Origin of the sequence: Streptomyces cirratus (assembly GCF_014650775.1) — a bacterium.
Classification (GTDB): domain Bacteria; phylum Actinomycetota; class Actinomycetes; order Streptomycetales; family Streptomycetaceae; genus Streptomyces; species Streptomyces cirratus.
Map to the genome: position 1 here is coordinate 93,117 of NZ_BMVP01000001.1, position 15,903 is coordinate 109,019.

Annotated in this window: 16 protein-coding genes; 5 read left to right on the forward strand and 11 right to left on the reverse strand. The window is 70.9% G+C overall.

What is annotated here, in order from left to right; all coding sequences use genetic code 11:
* Positions 1 to 97: 97 nt before the first annotated feature.
* The 8 genes from IE207_RS00470 to IE207_RS00505 form a co-directional block, all read right to left on the reverse strand.
* Positions 98 to 442, reverse strand: coding sequence for a metal-sulfur cluster assembly factor (locus IE207_RS00470; protein ID WP_190181975.1), 345 nt, complete (start codon positions 440 to 442; stop codon positions 98 to 100).
* Entirely contained in the window at positions 439 to 900 is a 462-nt protein-coding gene (gene sufU / locus IE207_RS00475) for a Fe-S cluster assembly sulfur transfer protein SufU (protein ID WP_190181976.1), read from the reverse strand. Before sufU ends, IE207_RS00470 begins: the two co-directional genes overlap by 4 nt.
* Positions 901 to 952: 52 nt before the next feature.
* Positions 953 to 2,224, reverse strand: coding sequence for a cysteine desulfurase (locus IE207_RS00480; protein ID WP_190181977.1), 1,272 nt, complete (start codon positions 2,222 to 2,224; stop codon positions 953 to 955).
* Positions 2,221 to 2,985, reverse strand: a complete 765-nt coding sequence (gene sufC, locus IE207_RS00485) for a Fe-S cluster assembly ATPase SufC (RefSeq protein ID WP_053785807.1) — start codon at positions 2,983 to 2,985, stop codon at positions 2,221 to 2,223. Before sufC ends, IE207_RS00480 begins: the two co-directional genes overlap by 4 nt.
* 7 nt (positions 2,986 to 2,992) lie before the next feature.
* Positions 2,993 to 3,310 carry a bifunctional 3-phenylpropionate/cinnamic acid dioxygenase ferredoxin subunit gene (locus IE207_RS00490; protein WP_190181978.1) on the reverse strand — a complete coding sequence of 106 codons (318 nt, stop codon included), beginning with the start codon at positions 3,308 to 3,310 and terminating at the stop codon, positions 2,993 to 2,995.
* A complete protein-coding gene (sufD, locus tag IE207_RS00495) occupies positions 3,310 to 4,488 on the reverse strand; it encodes a Fe-S cluster assembly protein SufD (RefSeq protein ID WP_190181979.1) in 1,179 nt (392 codons plus the stop codon). Before sufD ends, IE207_RS00490 begins: the two co-directional genes overlap by 1 nt.
* A gap of 74 nt (positions 4,489 to 4,562) precedes the next feature.
* Entirely contained in the window at positions 4,563 to 5,978 is a 1,416-nt protein-coding gene (gene sufB, locus IE207_RS00500) for a Fe-S cluster assembly protein SufB (protein ID WP_190181980.1), read from the reverse strand.
* Positions 5,975 to 6,751, reverse strand: a complete 777-nt coding sequence (locus tag IE207_RS00505) for a helix-turn-helix transcriptional regulator (protein ID WP_190181981.1) — start codon at positions 6,749 to 6,751, stop codon at positions 5,975 to 5,977. Before IE207_RS00505 ends, sufB begins: the two co-directional genes overlap by 4 nt.
* 186 nt (positions 6,752 to 6,937) lie before the next feature.
* On the opposite strand from IE207_RS00505, the gene IE207_RS00510 reads away from it, so the two are divergent.
* From IE207_RS00510 to IE207_RS00525, 4 genes are all read left to right on the forward strand, one after another.
* Positions 6,938 to 7,864, forward strand: coding sequence for an ABC transporter ATP-binding protein (locus IE207_RS00510; RefSeq protein WP_190181982.1), 927 nt, complete (start codon positions 6,938 to 6,940; stop codon positions 7,862 to 7,864).
* Positions 7,861 to 8,628: an ABC transporter permease gene (locus tag IE207_RS00515; protein ID WP_190181983.1), complete on the forward strand. Its 768-nt coding sequence runs from the start codon at positions 7,861 to 7,863 to the stop codon at positions 8,626 to 8,628. The genes IE207_RS00510 and IE207_RS00515 overlap by 4 nt, the downstream gene beginning before the upstream one ends.
* 84 nt (positions 8,629 to 8,712) lie before the next feature.
* A complete protein-coding gene (locus IE207_RS00520) occupies positions 8,713 to 9,849 on the forward strand; it encodes a hypothetical protein (protein ID WP_190181984.1) in 1,137 nt (378 codons plus the stop codon).
* 4 nt (positions 9,850 to 9,853) lie between these two features.
* A complete protein-coding gene (locus IE207_RS00525; protein WP_190181985.1) occupies positions 9,854 to 10,843 on the forward strand; it encodes a COX15/CtaA family protein in 990 nt (329 codons plus the stop codon).
* Between the two features lie 82 nt (positions 10,844 to 10,925).
* Here IE207_RS00525 and IE207_RS00530 read toward each other — a convergent pair whose 3' ends face one another.
* The 3 genes from IE207_RS00530 to IE207_RS00540 form a co-directional block, all read right to left on the reverse strand.
* Entirely contained in the window at positions 10,926 to 12,047 is a 1,122-nt protein-coding gene (locus IE207_RS00530) for an amidohydrolase family protein (RefSeq protein WP_190181986.1), read from the reverse strand.
* Positions 12,048 to 12,176: 129 nt separating this feature from the next.
* Positions 12,177 to 12,491 (reverse strand): hypothetical protein, encoded by a 315-nt coding sequence (locus IE207_RS00535; RefSeq protein WP_190181987.1) that lies wholly within the window; start codon positions 12,489 to 12,491, stop codon positions 12,177 to 12,179.
* A gap of 39 nt (positions 12,492 to 12,530) precedes the next feature.
* Positions 12,531 to 13,472 carry a heme o synthase gene (locus IE207_RS00540; RefSeq protein WP_190181988.1) on the reverse strand — a complete coding sequence of 314 codons (942 nt, stop codon included), beginning with the start codon at positions 13,470 to 13,472 and terminating at the stop codon, positions 12,531 to 12,533.
* Between the two features lie 278 nt (positions 13,473 to 13,750).
* Here IE207_RS00540 and tkt point away from each other — a divergent pair, with 278 nt between their 5' ends.
* The gene (gene tkt, locus IE207_RS00545) at positions 13,751 to 15,871 is read left to right on the forward strand and encodes a transketolase (protein WP_190181989.1); all 2,121 of its coding nucleotides are present in this window, start codon (positions 13,751 to 13,753) and stop codon (positions 15,869 to 15,871) included.
* Positions 15,872 to 15,903 lie beyond the last annotated feature (32 nt).

A 15,903-nucleotide genomic window follows, 5' to 3' on the forward strand; every position in this document is an offset into this window, starting at 1 on the left:
ACACCGCGGGCCCCGCGACGACGCCGGGCCCGGCAACGGCGAAGGCCCCCGGCACGACGGCGCCGGGGGCCTTCACACGAGCGAGCGGTCGGACGTTTCAGACGTTGAAGCCGAGCGCGCGCAGCTGCTCGCGGCCGTCGTCCGTGATCTTGTCCGGGCCCCACGGCGGCATCCAGACCCAGTTGATGCGGAGCTCGTTGACGATGCCGTCCGTAGCCGACTTCGCCTGGTCCTCGATGACGTCCGTCAGCGGGCAGGCCGCCGACGTCAGCGTCATGTCGAGGGTGGCGATGTTCGCGTCGTCGATGTGGATGCCGTAGATCAGGCCCAGGTTGACGACGTCGATGCCCAGCTCGGGGTCGACCACGTCGTAGAGGGCCTCACGGACCTCTTCCTCGGTGGCGGGCTTGATCGTCGCCTCGGGCGTCGCGTTCTCGGTCATGCCGTCTTCCTCTCGGCGTCGCCCAGGGCCTGGGCGGTCGCGTCCTTCCACGCCATCCAGCTCAGCAGAGCACACTTCACCCGCGCCGGATACTTGGAGACGCCGACGAACGCGACGGCGTCCTCCAGCACCTCCTCCATGGCCTCGTCGGGCTCGATCTTGCCCTTGGACTGCATCATCTCCAGGAACACGCCCTGGATCTTCCGCGCCTCGGCCAGCTCCTTGCCGACGAGCAGCTCGTTCAGTACGGACGCGCTGGCCTGGCTGATCGAACAGCCCTGGCCCTCGTAGGAGACGTCGGTGAGCGTCTCGCCGTCGTACTTCACACGCAGCGTGATCTCGTCGCCACAGGTGGGATTGACGTGGTGCACCTCGGCGTCGCCGTCGCGCAGGCCACGCCCGTGCGGGTGCTTGTAGTGGTCCAGGATCAGTTCCTGGTACATCGAATCCAGCTTCACAGCGTCCTCGTCCGCCTCATCGTCGTCCGCCTCTTCGTCGTCCGACCCGTCGTCACCCGAAGAAGTTCCGTACGTGCTCCAGCCCGTCGATCAGCGCGTCGACGTCGGCGGGAGTGGAGTACAGGTAGAAAGACGCTCGCGTCGTCGCGGGAATTCCGTAGCGCAGGCAGACCGGGCGCGCGCAGTGGTGCCCCACGCGGACGGCGATGCCCTGCTCGTCCAGCACCTGCCCGACATCGTGCGGGTGGATGTCCCCGAGGACGAAGGAGATCGCGGCGCCGCGGTCCTCGGCCGTGGTGGGGCCGATGATCCGCAGGTCGGGCACCTCGGCGAGGCGCTTGACCGCGTACTCGGTGATCGCGTGCTCATGAGCGGCGATCTTGTCCATGCCGATCGCGGTCAGGTAGTCCACGGCCGCGCCGAGGCCGACGGCCTGGGCGATCGGGGGCGTACCCGCCTCGAACTTGTGCGGCGCGGGGGCGTAGGTCGAGGCGTGCATCGACACGGTCTCGATCATCTCGCCGCCGCCGAGGAACGGGGGCAGGTCCTCCAGGAGCTCCTGGCGGCCCCACAGGACGCCGATGCCGGTCGGGCCGCACATCTTGTGGCCGGTGAAGGCCACGAAGTCGGCGCCGAGCTGCTGCACGTCGAGCGGCATGTGCGGAGCGGCCTGCGAGGCGTCGATCAGCACCAGCGCGCCGACTTCCTGCGCGCGCCGGACGATCGCCTCGGTCGGGTTGACCGTGCCCATGATGTTGGAGACCAGCGTGAAGGAGACGATCTTCGTCTTCTCCGTGATGACCTCTTCGATGTTGGACAGGTCGAGCCGGCCGTCGTCGGTCAGGCCGAACCACTTCAGCTTCGCGCCGGTGCGCTGCGAGAGCAGCTGCCACGGCACGATGTTGGAGTGGTGCTCCATCTCCGTGATGGCGATCTCGGTCTCGCGGTCGACCCGGTAGGGCTCGTCGGCCCAGCCGAGCATGTTCGCGACCAGGTTGAGCGACTCGGAGGCGTTCTTGGTGAAGATCACCTCGTCGCGGCTCGGTGCGTTGATGAAGGCGGCGACCTTGTCGCGGGCGCCCTCGTACAGCGCCGTGGCCTCCTCGGCGAGCACGTGCACGCCACGGTGGACGTTGGCGTTGTGCTGCTCGTAGTACTCGTTCAACGCGTCGAGGACCTGGCGGGGCTTCTGTGAGGTCGCCGCGTTGTCCAGGTAGACGATCTTCTTCCCGTCGTGGACCACACGATCCAGCAGGGGGAAGTCCTTGCGGATCGCCTCGTCAAGCAGATGAGTGCCGGTGAGGAGGCCAGGCAGCTGTGTCACGCGGTCGCGCCACCCTTCACGTACTTGTCGTAGCCCTCGGCCTCCAGCTGGTCGGCGAGCTCGGCGCCACCGGACTCGGCGATGCGGCCGTTCGCGAACACGTGCACGAAGTCGGGCTTGATGTAGCGCAGGATGCGCGTGTAGTGGGTGATCAGCAGGGTGCCGACCTCGCCGGTCTCGCGGACGCGGTTGACGCCCTCGGAGACGATGCGCAGGGCGTCGACGTCGAGGCCGGAGTCGGTCTCGTCGAGGATCGCGATCTTCGGCTTGAGGAGCTCCAGCTGGAGGATCTCGTGGCGCTTCTTCTCACCGCCGGAGAAGCCCTCGTTGACGTTGCGCTCGGCGAAGGCCGGGTCCATCTGGAGCTGCTCCATGGCGGACTTGACCTCCTTCACCCAGGTGCGCAGCTTCGGCGCCTCGCCGCGGATGGCGGTGGCCGAGGTGCGCAGGAAGTTGGAGACCGAGACGCCGGGGACCTCGACCGGGTACTGCATGGCGAGGAAGACGCCGGCGCGGGCGCGCTCGTCGACGGACATCTCCAGGACGTCTTCGCCGTCGAGGGTCACGGTGCCACCGGTGATGGTGTACTTCGGGTGACCGGCCAGCGAGTACGCCAGCGTGGACTTGCCGGAGCCGTTGGGACCCATGATGGCGTGCGTCTCACCCTGCTTGACGGTGAGGTCGACGCCCTTGAGGATCTCGCGGGCGCCATTCTCGGCCTCGACGGAGACGTGCAGGTCGTGGATTTCAAGCGTTGCCATGGATACCTCAGGACTCCTGGGTGAGGGAGACGAGCACGTCGTCCCCTTCGATCTTTACGGGGTATACGGGTACGGGGCGCGTCGCGGGGAGGCCGGACGGCTTGCCGGTGCGCAGGTCGAAGGACGAGCCGTGCAGCCAGCACTCGATCATGCAGTCCTCGACCTCGCCCTCCGAGAGGGAGACGTTCGCGTGCGAGCAGATGTCGTTGATCGCGAACACCTCGCCCTCGGTGCGGACGACGGACACCGGCGTGCCGTCGAGCTCCACCCGCTTCGGGGTGTTCTCCTCCAGCTCGCTCAGCGCACAGGCCTTGACGAAATTCATCACACGGAACCCTGGAGCTCGGCCTCGATCTTGGCGAGCAGGCGCTCCTCGATGTCGGGGACACCGATCTGCTGGACGAGCTCGGCGAAGAAGCCGCGCACGACCAGGCGCCGCGCCTCGTCGGCCGGGATGCCCCGGGCCTGGAGGTAGAAGAGCTGCTCGTCGTCGAACCGGCCGGTCGCGGAGGCGTGGCCGGCGCCGACGATCTCGCCGGTCTCGATCTCCAGGTTCGGCACCGAGTCGACCCGCGCGCCGTCCGTGAGGACGAGGTTGCGGTTCATCTCGTAGGTGTCGGTGCCCTCGGCGCTCTTCTGGATCAGCACGTCACCGATCCAGACGGCGTGGGCGTCCTGGCCCTGGAGCGCACCCTTGTAGACCACGTGCGACTTGCAGTGCGGGGCGTCGTGCGTGACCAGGAGGCGGTGCTCCTGGTGCTGGCCGGCGTCCGTGAAGTACAGGCCGAGCAGCTCGGCCTCGCCGCCGGGGCCCGCGTAGCTGATCCGCGGGTGCAGGCGTACGACGTCGCCGCCGAAGGTGACGACGATCGACTTGTAGCTCGCGTCCCGCCCGACCAGCGTGTTGTGCTGGGAGCAGTGCACGGCGGTGTCTTCCCAGTCCTGCACGGACACGACGGTGAGCTTCGCGCCGTCGCCGACGACGAACTCGACGTTCGCGGCGCGCACGCCGTCACCGGTGTGGTCGATGACGATGACGGCCTCGGCGAAGGCCTGCACCTCGAAGACGGTGTGGCCGAAGGTCGTGCCGCCCTCGCCGTGCAGGGAGACGCGCACGGGCTCGTCCAGGACGGTCTCCTTGGGCACGGTGACGACCGTGGCCTTGGTGAAGGAGGAGAACGCCTGGGCGGCGACACGGTCGACGGGGGCGCCGGCCCTGCCGATGCGGGCGTCATCGCGCTCGACCGACTCGATCGTGACGACGTCGGGGGCGTCGATCTGGGCCTTCATGGTGCCGCCCGCGACCGCGGTGCCGTCGTGGAGACCACGCAGGCGCGCCAGCGGGGTGAAGCGCCACTCCTCCTCACGGCCGTGGGGGACGGGGAAGTCCGCCACGTCGAAGGACGGGGGTGCACTCATCCGGGTGGCGACGGTGGACTCTGCGGCCACCGCGATCGCGCCGGCGGTGGTCGAGCCCGCCGGGATGTTCTGAGCCTCAGCCATGGCTGTCGTGTTGCTCACTCTCTTGTAAAGCGCTGCCTGCGTCGAAGGATTGCTGCGTGAGGGGGCGGGCGGGATTAACCGACCGAACCCTCCATCTGCAGTTCGATCAGCCGGTTCAGCTCCAGCGCGTACTCCATGGGCAGCTCACGCGCGATGGGCTCGACGAAGCCCCGCACGATCATGGCCATGGCCTCGAACTCCGTCAGACCGCGGCTCATCAGGTAGAAGAGCTGGTCGTCGGAGACCTTGGAGACGGTGGCCTCGTGGCCCATGGAGACGTCGTCCTCGCGGACGTCCACGTAGGGGTACGTGTCCGAACGGGAGATCGTGTCGACCAACAGCGCGTCGCACAGCACGTTGGACTTGGAGCCGTGCGCGCCCTCGCCGATCTCGACCAGGCCGCGGTAGGAGGTCCGGCCGCCGCCCCGCGCCACCGACTTGGAGACGATGTTGGAGGAGGTGTTCGGCGCCATGTGGACCATCTTGGAGCCGGCGTCCTGGTGCTGGCCCTCGCCCGCGAAGGCGATGGACAGGGTCTCGCCCTTGGCGTGCTCGCCCATCAGGTAGACGGCCGGGTACTTCATGGTGACCTTGGAACCGATGTTGCCGTCGATCCACTCCATGGTCGCGCCCTCGTACGCCACGGCGCGCTTGGTGACCAGGTTGTAGACGTTGTTCGACCAGTTCTGGATGGTCGTGTAGCGGCAGCGGCCGCCCTTCTTGACGATGATCTCCACCACGGCGCTGTGCAGCGAGTCCGAGGAGTAGATCGGGGCGGTGCAGCCCTCGACGTAGTGGACGTACGCGTCCTCGTCGACGATGATCAGCGTCCGCTCGAACTGGCCCATGTTCTCCGTGTTGATGCGGAAGTAGGCCTGGAGCGGGATGTCGACCTTGACGCCCTTGGGCACGTAGATGAACGAGCCGCCCGACCACACGGCGGTGTTCAGCGACGCGAACTTGTTGTCGCCGACCGGGATGACCGTGCCGAAGTACTCCTGGAAGAGCTCCGGGTGCTCCTTGAGCGCGGTGTCCGTGTCGAGGAAGATGACGCCCTGCTCCTCCAGGTCCTCGCGGATCTGGTGGTAGACGACCTCGGACTCGTACTGGGCCGCGACACCGGCGACGAGGCGCTGCTTCTCCGCCTCGGGGATGCCGAGCTTGTCGTACGTGTTCTTGATGTCCTGCGGCAGGTCCTCCCAGGAAGCGGCCTGCTTCTCGGTGGAGCGCACGAAGTACTTGATGTTGTCGAAGTCGATGCCGGAGAGGTCGGAGCCCCAGTTCGGCATGGGCTTCTTGTCGAACAGCTTGAGGCCCTTGAGGCGGAGGTTCAGCATCCACTCCGGCTCGGACTTCTTGCCGGAGATGTCGCGGACGACCTCTTCGGACAGACCCCGCTTGGCAGCGGCACCGGCCGCGTCGGAGTCGGCCCAGCCGTATTCGTAGGTGCCCAGGCCATCGAGCTCAGGGTGAGCAGTCTCCGTGGTCATGCGGGGTTCCTCCCGGCCGTGCTTGCAGATACTGATGAGTCGGTCTGTGCGGCGCCCGTGGCGCCGGCGCTTCCGCTTCGCGGAATGAACGTCGTGCACACCCCGTCGCCGTGGGCGATCGTGGCGAGCCGCTGCACATGGGTCCCGAGCAGGCGGGAGAAGACCTCGGTCTCCGCCTCGCAGAGCTGCGGGAACTGCTCGGCTACGTGGGCCACCGGGCAGTGGTGCTGGCAGAGCTGTTCACCGCTGTGCGGACCGGGAGCGCTCTTCGCCGTAGCAGCGTACCCGTCCGCGGTCAACGCCTTGGCCAGGGCCTCGGCGCGGTCCCCGGGGGCGGCCGCCTCGACGGCCTCCCGGTAGGTCTCCGCCTGTGCCGCCATGCGCGCCCTGGCGAAGGCGGCGACAGCCGCCTCGCCCTGCTCGCCCCCGCCGGCGGCCTGCGCGATCCAGCGCATGGCGTCCACGGCGAGCGAGTCGTAGGACTGGTCGAAGGCGTCGCGGCCGCAGTCGGTGAGCGCGAAGACCTTGGCGGGCCGGCCCCGGGTGCGCGCCCCGTAGACGCGCTGCGCGCGGGGTGCGACCACGTCGTCCGCGACGAGCGCGTCCAGGTGGCGGCGCACGGCGGCCTGGGTGAGGCCGAGGCGCTGCGCGAGGTCGGCGACGGTGGACGGACCGTGGTCCAGGATGGAGCGCGCGACCCGGTCGCGGGTTGACCGCTCCCCGGTTGCGAGCTCCCCCTGAGGGGTCTCGATCATCCGTCCGCCGTATTTCACAACGCCATTGTTGCGTAATTACTCGGGCACGGACAAGCGGTGACGGACGCCACTCCTGGTGTCCTCCATCACTAAGGGTTACCTAATTTAAGCGGTAGATCACTCAAAGCAGCACGTGAGAGCGAGTTCCGGCCCCCTTTACCCCACGGCCCGGGCGGCCGTCCGGCCCTCCGTAGACTCACCCGCATGAGTAACGACCCCGCCGTGGAAATCCGCGGACTGGTGAAGCGGTACGGACCGAAAACCGCGGTGGACGGCCTCGACCTCACCGTGCGCAGGGCCTCGGTCACCGCCGTCCTCGGCCCCAACGGCGCGGGCAAGACCACCACCGTGGAGACCTGCGAGGGCTACCTGCGCCCCGACGCCGGCACCGTACGGGTCCTCGGCCTCGACCCGATCACCCAGGCCCCGGCCCTGCGCCCCCGGATAGGCGTGATGCTCCAGTCCGGCGGCGTCTACTCCGGCGCCCGCGCCGTGGAGATGCTGCGCCACATGGCGAGCCTCTACGCCGACCCGCTCGACGTCCCCGCCCTGGTGGACCGCCTCGGCCTCGGCAGCTGCGGGCGCACCCCCTACCGCCGGCTCTCCGGCGGCCAGCAGCAGCGCCTGGCGCTGGCCATGGCCGTCGTGGGCCGCCCCGAGCTGGTCTTCCTGGACGAGCCGACCGCCGGCCTCGACCCGCAGGCCCGCCGCGCGACCTGGGACCTCGTACGGGAGCTGCGCGCCGACGGCGTCGGCGTCGTCCTCACCACCCACCACATGGACGAGGCCGAACAGCTCGCCGACGAGGTCGCCATCGTGGACGCCGGCAAGGTCGTCGCCCACGGCAGCCCCGAGCTGCTGTGCCGCGGCGGCGCCGAGAACACCCTGCGCTTCACCGGGCGCCCCTCCCTGGACCTGGCCTCGCTGCTCAAGGCCCTGCCCGACGGCACCCAGGCCGCCGAGCTCACCGCCGGCGTCTACCGGGTCACCGGCGACGTCGACCCGCAGATGCTGGCGACCGTCGCGTCCTGGTGCGCACAGAACGGGGTGATGCCGGACAGCCTCACGGTGGAGCGGCACACCCTCGAAGACGTCTTCCTGGAGCTGACCGGTAAGGAGCTGCGCGCATGAGCGCCGGTACGTTCACCCCCCGGCCCGCGGCCGCGCCCGTGACCCGGATGATCCGGGCCCAGACCGCGCTGGAGACGCGGATGCTCCTGCGCAACGGCGAACAGCTGCTGCTGACCGTGATCATCCCGGCGCTGCTGCTGGTGCTGTTCTCATCCGTGGACATCCTCGACACCGGTGCCGGCAAGTCCGTCGACTTCCTCGCGCCCGGCGTCCTCGCGCTCGCCGTGATGTCCACCGCCTTCACCGGCCAGGCCATCGCCACCGGCTTCGACCGGCGCTACGGGGTACTCAAGCGGCTCGGTGCCTCTCCGCTGCCGCGCCGGGCCCTGATGGCCGCCAAGACCCTGTCGGTACTGCTCACCGAGGTGCTCCAGGTCGCCCTGCTCACGGTGATCGCCCTGGCGCTGGGCTGGTCGCCGCACGGGAACCCGCTCGCGGTCGCCGCGCTGCTCCTGCTGGGCACCGCCGCCTTCTCCGGGCTCGGGCTCCTGATGGCGGGCACGCTCAAGGCCGAGGCGACCCTGGCCGCCGCGAACCTGGTGTTCCTGCTGCTGCTGGTCGGCGGCGGGGTGATCGTGCCGCTGGACAAGTTCCCGGACGCGGTGCGCTCCGTACTGGAACTGCTGCCCATATCGGCGCTGTCGGACGGGCTGCGCGAGGTGCTCCGCAACGGGGCGGCGATGCCGTGGGGCGACGCGGCCGTCCTGGCCTGCTGGTCGGTCCTGGGGCTCGGCGCCGCCGCCCGCTTCTTCCGCTGGGAGTGAATCCCTTCCCCCGTTCGTTGTCCGGGCACGAGGATGGGCGCCGCCACACATCAGCGACGCACACCAGGACACCGGGGGCGCGGCATGGGGCAGCGGGAAGCCGTTCTACGGCTGGACCAGCAGTGGGCGAGAGTCCGTTCGGGGTCGGCGCACACCGGGCCCGGCGAAGCCGACCGGCTGCTCGCCGAGCTGATCGGCGCGCTGCGCGAGCCCGCCCGCACCGACGCCGAGTGCGCCGCGCGGCTGGGCCTGCGCCTGGGTGACCTCGCGGCGCGCCGCTTCGCCGCCGGGGACCGGGCGGGGGCCCTGTCCGCCATCGAGGAAGCGCTCCGGCACGCCGGGCAGGCGGCCGGACACGATCCGGAGTTCGCCCGCTGGTACGCCCGGTCGCTGATCAACCAGGGCGTCTGGCTGGCCTGGCCGCTGAGCGACGGGGACCGGCTGCCGCGCTTTCCGCTCGGCGCGGCCGGGGAGAGCGGCCCGAGCCCCATGGAGCGGGCGGCCGGCGAGCGCGCGCGGGACGTGACCCGCGCCGCCGTGGAGGTCTGGACCGGGCTCGACCAGCACGATGCGGTCAATCGGCGCGGGCTGGCGCAGGCCAAGGTGTTCCTCGGGGACCGCCTCGCCGAGCTGGGCTTCGCCGAGGACGCGGTGGCGTGGGCGGTGGACGCGGAGGCCGGTTTCCGGCGGATCCTGCTGTCCGGTCCGGACCCGGAGGAGGCGGAGGAGGCCGAGGGCGCCCTCGACCACATCGGCCGCCAGCTGGAACTGCGGCTGCGCCACCTGTCCTTCGACTCCCTCGCCGGTCTGCGCGCCCAGGGCCTGCTGCCCGAGCGGCTGCTGCCCCGGGCCGTGGTGGCCGCCCGGATCCAGGGCACCCCGGAACCGGAGATCGCGTCCCGGCTGGGCCTGGAGCCGGAGCAGGTCGTCACGATGCTGGAGGTCACGCCGTGGCTCGCGGTGTGGCGCATCGAGGTCCGCGGCGCCGATGGGCTGTGGACCGTACCGGACCAGGCCTGGCACGGCGCCGGCGAGGTGCGCGACCTGAGCGCCGAGGAAGTGGCGGCCGAGCTGATCCACGGGTTCATGGCGTCGCCGCACTACCCGGGCGACGAGGGCTTCTGGCGCGTCCGGGTGTGGTGGCACGAGGAAGGCGACCCGGCGGGCGCGAAGTTCCGCCTGGTCATCGGGCCCGACGCACCCGTGGGCACCCCCTCGTGAAAGTTTGCACAAGGCGCGGCCTACGATAGGGGCCGTGTTGAACCCCCTCGCCTTCCTCGCCAGCCGCTGGACCCCGTCACCCCGGACCGTCCGGCGGGCCGCGTTCGCCGCGCTCCTCATGAGCGTCGCCATCGTCGTCACCGGCGGCGCGGTGCGGCTGACCGGATCCGGTCTCGGCTGCGACACCTGGCCCAAGTGCACCGACGGCAGTCTGATCGTCACCCAGGAACAGGGATTCCACGGCGCCGTCGAGTTCGGCAACCGCATGCTGACGTACGTGCTCTGCGCGGCCGTCGGCTGGTTCATCCTGACCGCCCGCTCCGCCAAGCCGTGGCGCCGCTCCCTGACCCGGCTCGGCTGGCTCCAGTTCGCCCTCGTGATGAGCAACGCGGTCCTCGGCGGCATCACCGTGCTGACCGGGCTGAACCCGTACAGCGTGGCCGCGCACTTCCTGCTCGCCACCTCCCTGATCGCGGTCACCACCGTCAGCTGGCAGCGCACCGCCGAGGGCGACTGTGCGCCCCGGCCCCGGGTGCCCGGCCCGGTGCACAGGCTCACGTGGGCGCTGGTCGCGGCCACCTTGGTCCTGATCGCGGCGGGCACCGTCGTCACCGGCTCCGGCCCGCACGCGGGTGACAGCAGCGAGATCAAGCGGATGCCGTTCGGCTGGTCGGCCACCGCGCACGTCCACGCCGTGTCCGCCTGGGTGGTGTGCGCGCTCGCGCTGGCGGTGTGGCTGGTGCTGCGCGTGGCGGACGCCCCCGCCGACACCCGGGCGCGCGCCCGCGACCTGCTGGTCGTGCTGCTCGCCCAGGGCGCCGTCGGCTACGTCCAGTACTTCACCCACGTGCCCGAGGTGCTGGTCGCCGTGCACATGCTGGGCTCCTGCCTGGTGTGGATCTCGGTCCTGCGCGTGGTGCTGAGCCTGCGCGAGCGGCCGGTGGAGCGGGCGGGCATCCCCACCCAGGGCGACAGCCGGCTTTCCTCCGTCTGAGCGCGCCGACCCGTCTGAGCATGCCGGGCCTCTGAGCGCGCCGGGCCTCTGGGCGCGCCGGGCCGGCGCCGCCCCGGGCGGCTCAGGCCCGCTCGTCCAGCCGGTAGACGCGGCGGGCGTTGCCCGCCGCGATCATCGCCGCGACGCGGTCCGCGTCCCGCCAGGACCAGGCCCCGTCGCCGACCCAGCCGCGCAGCACCCGGCCCAGCGCCTCGCGGAACACCAGGGCGCCCACCGCGTGCAGCTCGGGCAGCCGCCGGCCGCCGCTGGAGTAGAGCAGCTTCCCGAACGGCGCCAGTTCCAGCAGCTCGGCCAGTACGGCGGCCGCCCCCGCGCCGGTCCGCGCGAGGAGCGGTCCCAGGTCCGCGTGTACGTGCGGGAACGCCTCGGCCAGCCGGGCGGCGCTGCGGTGGTGCGGGTAGCCGCCGAGCAGCACCAGCGGGGCGCCCAGGCCCGCGGTGGCCCGTACGAAGCCGGTCAGCAGCGCGGGGTCGGCGTGCTCGGGCCGCTGCCCGGGCTCCCCCGCGCCGGTGTGCAGCTGGATCGGCAGCCCGGTCGCCACGGCGCTCCACAGCAGGTGCCGCAGGAGGACGGGGTCGCGTACGGCCGCGCCCTTGGCGCGCCCGGCCAGCCAGCGCCCGGCGGCCCCGCGCACCTCGCCGGGGCCGGGCGGCTCGGGTGCCTGGGCGAGGGCGGCGGGGTACCGGGCGCCCGCCCCGCAGGTGAAGGCGACGGCCCCGGCGGCGGCGTGGTGGACGGCCCCGGCGAGGTTGGCGAGGAAGGCGGCGACGGTCCCGGAGGTGTCGGCGACCTGCTCGGCCAGCGGCTCCAGCCGGACGGCCTCGAAGGCCTCGGCGTCACCGGCGCGGGCCAGCTCCTTGGGGGCGGTGAGGTCGCCGGGTGCCCCCGTGTCGACGAGGTAGGCACCGACCCCCGCGCCCCGCAGCAGCCGCCGCGCGGCCTCGGCCGCGCCCAGCTCGCGCCGCCGGGCGAGGTAGCGCACGGGCGCGCAGTGGGGTTCGAGCCCGAGCAGCGGCGGGCACCAGCGGCGCACGGCGAAGCCGGTCTGCGTGTCGAAGAAGGTGGTGCCCGCGGCGGGCGGGCCGGCCGAGCGGATCAGCTGGGCCTCGAAGGTGCCGAGGCCGAGCTCGGTGCGGAGCACTCCCTGGCAGTGCTGGTCCACCAGGGGCGGCGTTTCGATCATCCGGGCATCCCGTTGCGGACGTGAGGAAGCGGCTTCCACACGTCCTAACGGGTGAGCGGGGTGACAGGTGTTGCTCGCGCTGTTGACCGAGCCGCCCCCGAACGGACCACCGGGTGCGTCAGTGCGGGGTCAGAGCTGGATCCCGGCCATGCGCGACCACTCGTAGGGGCCGGTCTTGACGCGGGCGGCGAACTCTCCGTCGAACTCCTCGTGGAGGGTCAGCCCGGCCTTCTCGGCGGCCTGCTCGGCCGTCGCGTAGGTCGGGGCCACCAGGTCGCCCCAGCCGCCGTCCGTGCCGACGAGCACGATCCGGGTGCCGGCCTGGCCGATGTGCGCGAGCTGTCCCTCGGCGCCGCCGTGCCGCTTGGCGAACGCGCCGATCTGCCTGGCCAGCTTCGCGGCCGTCCGGTCCTGCTTCTTCGTGTCTGCCGTGGTGTCTGCCATGGACGGCATGCTACCGGCGGGTAATGAGCGGAGGAAGCGTCAGCGGAGGAAGGGATCCACGGCCACGGCGACGAAGAGCAGCGACACGTAGGTGATCGACCAGTGGAACAGCCGCATCTCCTTGAGCTTCCCGCCCGTCACCCCGGCCTTGGCCCGGGCGTTCAGCGCGTGCGCCTCCCACAGCCACCAGCCGCCCGCCAGCAGCGCGACGGAGGTGTAGAACCAGCCGGTGTAGCCCAGCGGGGTCAGCAGCAGGGAGACGGCCACCATCACCCAGCTGTAGAGGACGATCTGACGGGCCACGACCTTGTTGCCCGCGACGACCGGCAGCATCGGCACGCCGACGCGGGCGTAGTCGTCCTTGACCTTCATCGACAGCGGCCAGTAGTGCGGCGGCGTCCAGAAGAAGATGACGAGGAAGAGGATGACCGCGGCCCAGGAGACCTCGTTCTTCACCGCCGACCAGCCGATGAGCACCGGCATGCAGCCCGCGATGCCGCCCCAGACGATGTTCTGGGCGGTGCGCCGCTTCAACAGCATCGTGTAGACGACGACGTAGAAGAGGAGGGCGCCGAGCGAGAGCGCGGCGGACAGCCAGTTGATCAGCAGACCGAAGAACAGGGTCGAGACGACCCCGAGGGTGATGCCGAAGACCAGGCACTCGCGCGGGCTCACCATGCCGGTCACCAGCGGGCGCTGCGACGTACGGTCCATCAGTGCGTCGATGTCGCGGTCGATGTACATGTTCAGCGCGTTGGCGCCGCCCGCCGACAGGTATCCGCCGAAGCAGGTCGCGAGAACCAGCCACAAGGACGGCACGCCCTGTTCGGCGAGGAACATCACCGGCACTGTGGTGATCAGCAGAAGTTCGATGATCCGCGGCTTGGTCAAAGCCACGAAAGCCATGACCCTGGCCCCGAACGGCCGATGACCGGGAGGGGTCCCGAGCACCCCCGCTGGACGGGATTCGACGGCCGTCACGCACACCCCTGACAGAGAATTCAGCAAGCCGCGGACAGGAGGCCCGGCAAGGCTTGCACGTACCACGCCACTCTAGACGTTGCCCTCACCCCGCCCGGCCCCGGGGTCGCCTCGTGTTGGGCCGATCGGCCCGGGCGCAGGTGAACACCGGTCGGCGACCCGGCGACGCACTACCGGCACTCGAATAGTGGCACGCCGTCTCGGGGGTAGGCTCGGAATCGCGCCGGTGCACCGTTCGTCACCGGGAAACAACATGTGGAGAGGAGCCCTGACTCACGGTGAGCACCAAGCCGACCACCACAGAGCTCGAGTGGACCGAACTGGACCAGCGGGCCGTCGACACCGCCCGCATCCTGGCCGCGGACGCGGTCCAGAAGGTCGGGAACGGCCACCCCGGAACGGCGATGAGCCTGGCCCCAGCCGCGTACACCTTGTTCCAGAAGGTCATGCGCCACGACCCGGCGGACCCCCAGTGGGTCGGCCGCGACCGTTTCGTGCTCTCCGCGGGCCACTCGTCCCTCACCCTCTACACCCAGCTCTACTTCGGCGGCTTCGGCCTGGAGCTGGACGACCTCAAGGCGTTCCGCACCTGGGGTTCCAAGACCCCCGGCCACCCGGAGTACGGCCACACCCCGGGCGTCGAGACCACGACCGGCCCGCTCGGCCAGGGCGTCGCCAACGCGGTGGGCATGGCCATGGCCGCCCGCTACGAGCGCGGCCTGTTCGACCCGGACGCCGCCCCGGGCACGTCCCCGTTCGACCACATGGTCTACGCGATCGCCGGTGACGGCTGCCTCCAGGAGGGCATCTCCCACGAGGCGTCCGCCCTGGCCGGCCACCAGAAGCTCGGCAACCTGGTGCTGCTGTGGGACGACAACCACATCTCCATCGAGGGCGACACCGAGACGGCCGTCTCCGAGGACACCCTCAAGCGGTACGAGGCGTACGGCTGGCACGTCCAGCGCGTCGCCCCGAAGGAGAACGGCGACCTCGACCCGAAGGCGCTGTTCGAGGCGCTCAAGGCCGCGAAGGCCGAGACCCGGCGTCCGTCCTTCATCGCCATGCGCTCGATCATCGCCTGGCCGGCCCCGCACGCCCAGGGCACCGAGGCCGCGCACGGCTCCGCCCTCGGTGACGACGAGGTCGCCGCCACCAAGCGCGTCCTCGGCTTCGACCCGGAGAAGACCTTCGACGTCTCCGACGAGGTCATCACGCACACCCGCAAGGCGCTGGACCGCGGCCGCGAGGCCAAGGCCGCCTGGGAGAAGGACTTCTCCGCCTGGCGCACCGCCAACCCGGAGCGCGCCGCCGAGTTCGACCGCATCGAGGCCAACGAGCTGCCCGCGGGCTGGGAGGACAAGCTCCCCGTCTTCGAGCCCGGCAAGGGCGTCGCCACCCGCGCGGCCTCCGGCAAGGTGCTCCAGGCGCTCGGCCCGGTCATCCCGGAGCTGTGGGGCGGCTCGGCCGACCTGGCCGGCTCCAACAACACCACCATCGACAAGAACTCCTCGTTCCTGCCGGAGGGCAACCCGCTGCCGGAGGCCGACCCGTACGGCCGCACCATCCACTTCGGCATCCGCGAGCACGCCATGGCCGCGTCCATGAACGGCATCGCGCTGCACGGCCACACCCGCATCTACGGCGGCACCTTCCTGGTGTTCTCCGACTACATGCGCAACGCCGTGCGCCTGTCGGCGCTGATGCACGTGCCGGTCACCTACGTGTGGACGCACGACTCCATCGGCCTCGGCGAAGACGGCCCGACCCACCAGCCGGTCGAGCACCTCGCCTCGCTGCGCGCCATCCCGGGCCTGAACCTGGTCCGTCCGGCCGACGCGAACGAGACCGTCGTCGCCTGGCGCGAGATCCTGCGCCGCCACACCAAGGTGTTCGGCAAGGGCGCCCCGCACGGACTGGCGCTGACCCGTCAGGGCGTGCCGACGTACGAGCTCAACAACGACGCCGCCAAGGGCGGGTACGTCATGTTCGAGGCGACCGGCCCCGAGGGCGGGGACACCACCCCCGAGGTCGTCCTCATCGGCACCGGCTCCGAGGTACAGCTCGCCGTCGCCGCGCGCGAGGCCCTGCAGGCCGAGGGCATCGCGACCCGGGTCGTCTCGATGCCGTCCGTCGAGTGGTTCGAGGAGCAGGACCAGGCGTACAAGGACAGCGTCCTGCCGCCGTCCGTCCGTGCGCGCGTCGCGGTCGAGGCGGGCATCGGCCTGACCTGGCACCGCTACGTCGGCGACGCGGGCCGCATCGTGTCGCTGGAGCACTTCGGTGCCTCGGCCGACGCGAAGCTGCTGTTCCGCGAGTTCGGCTTCACCCCCGAGGCCGTTGCCGACGCCGCCCGGGACTCCCTCAACGAAAGCCGTGGGAACGCCGCCACCGCGCGCTGACGCCCGTACACGACCAGTAGGAGATGCAATTC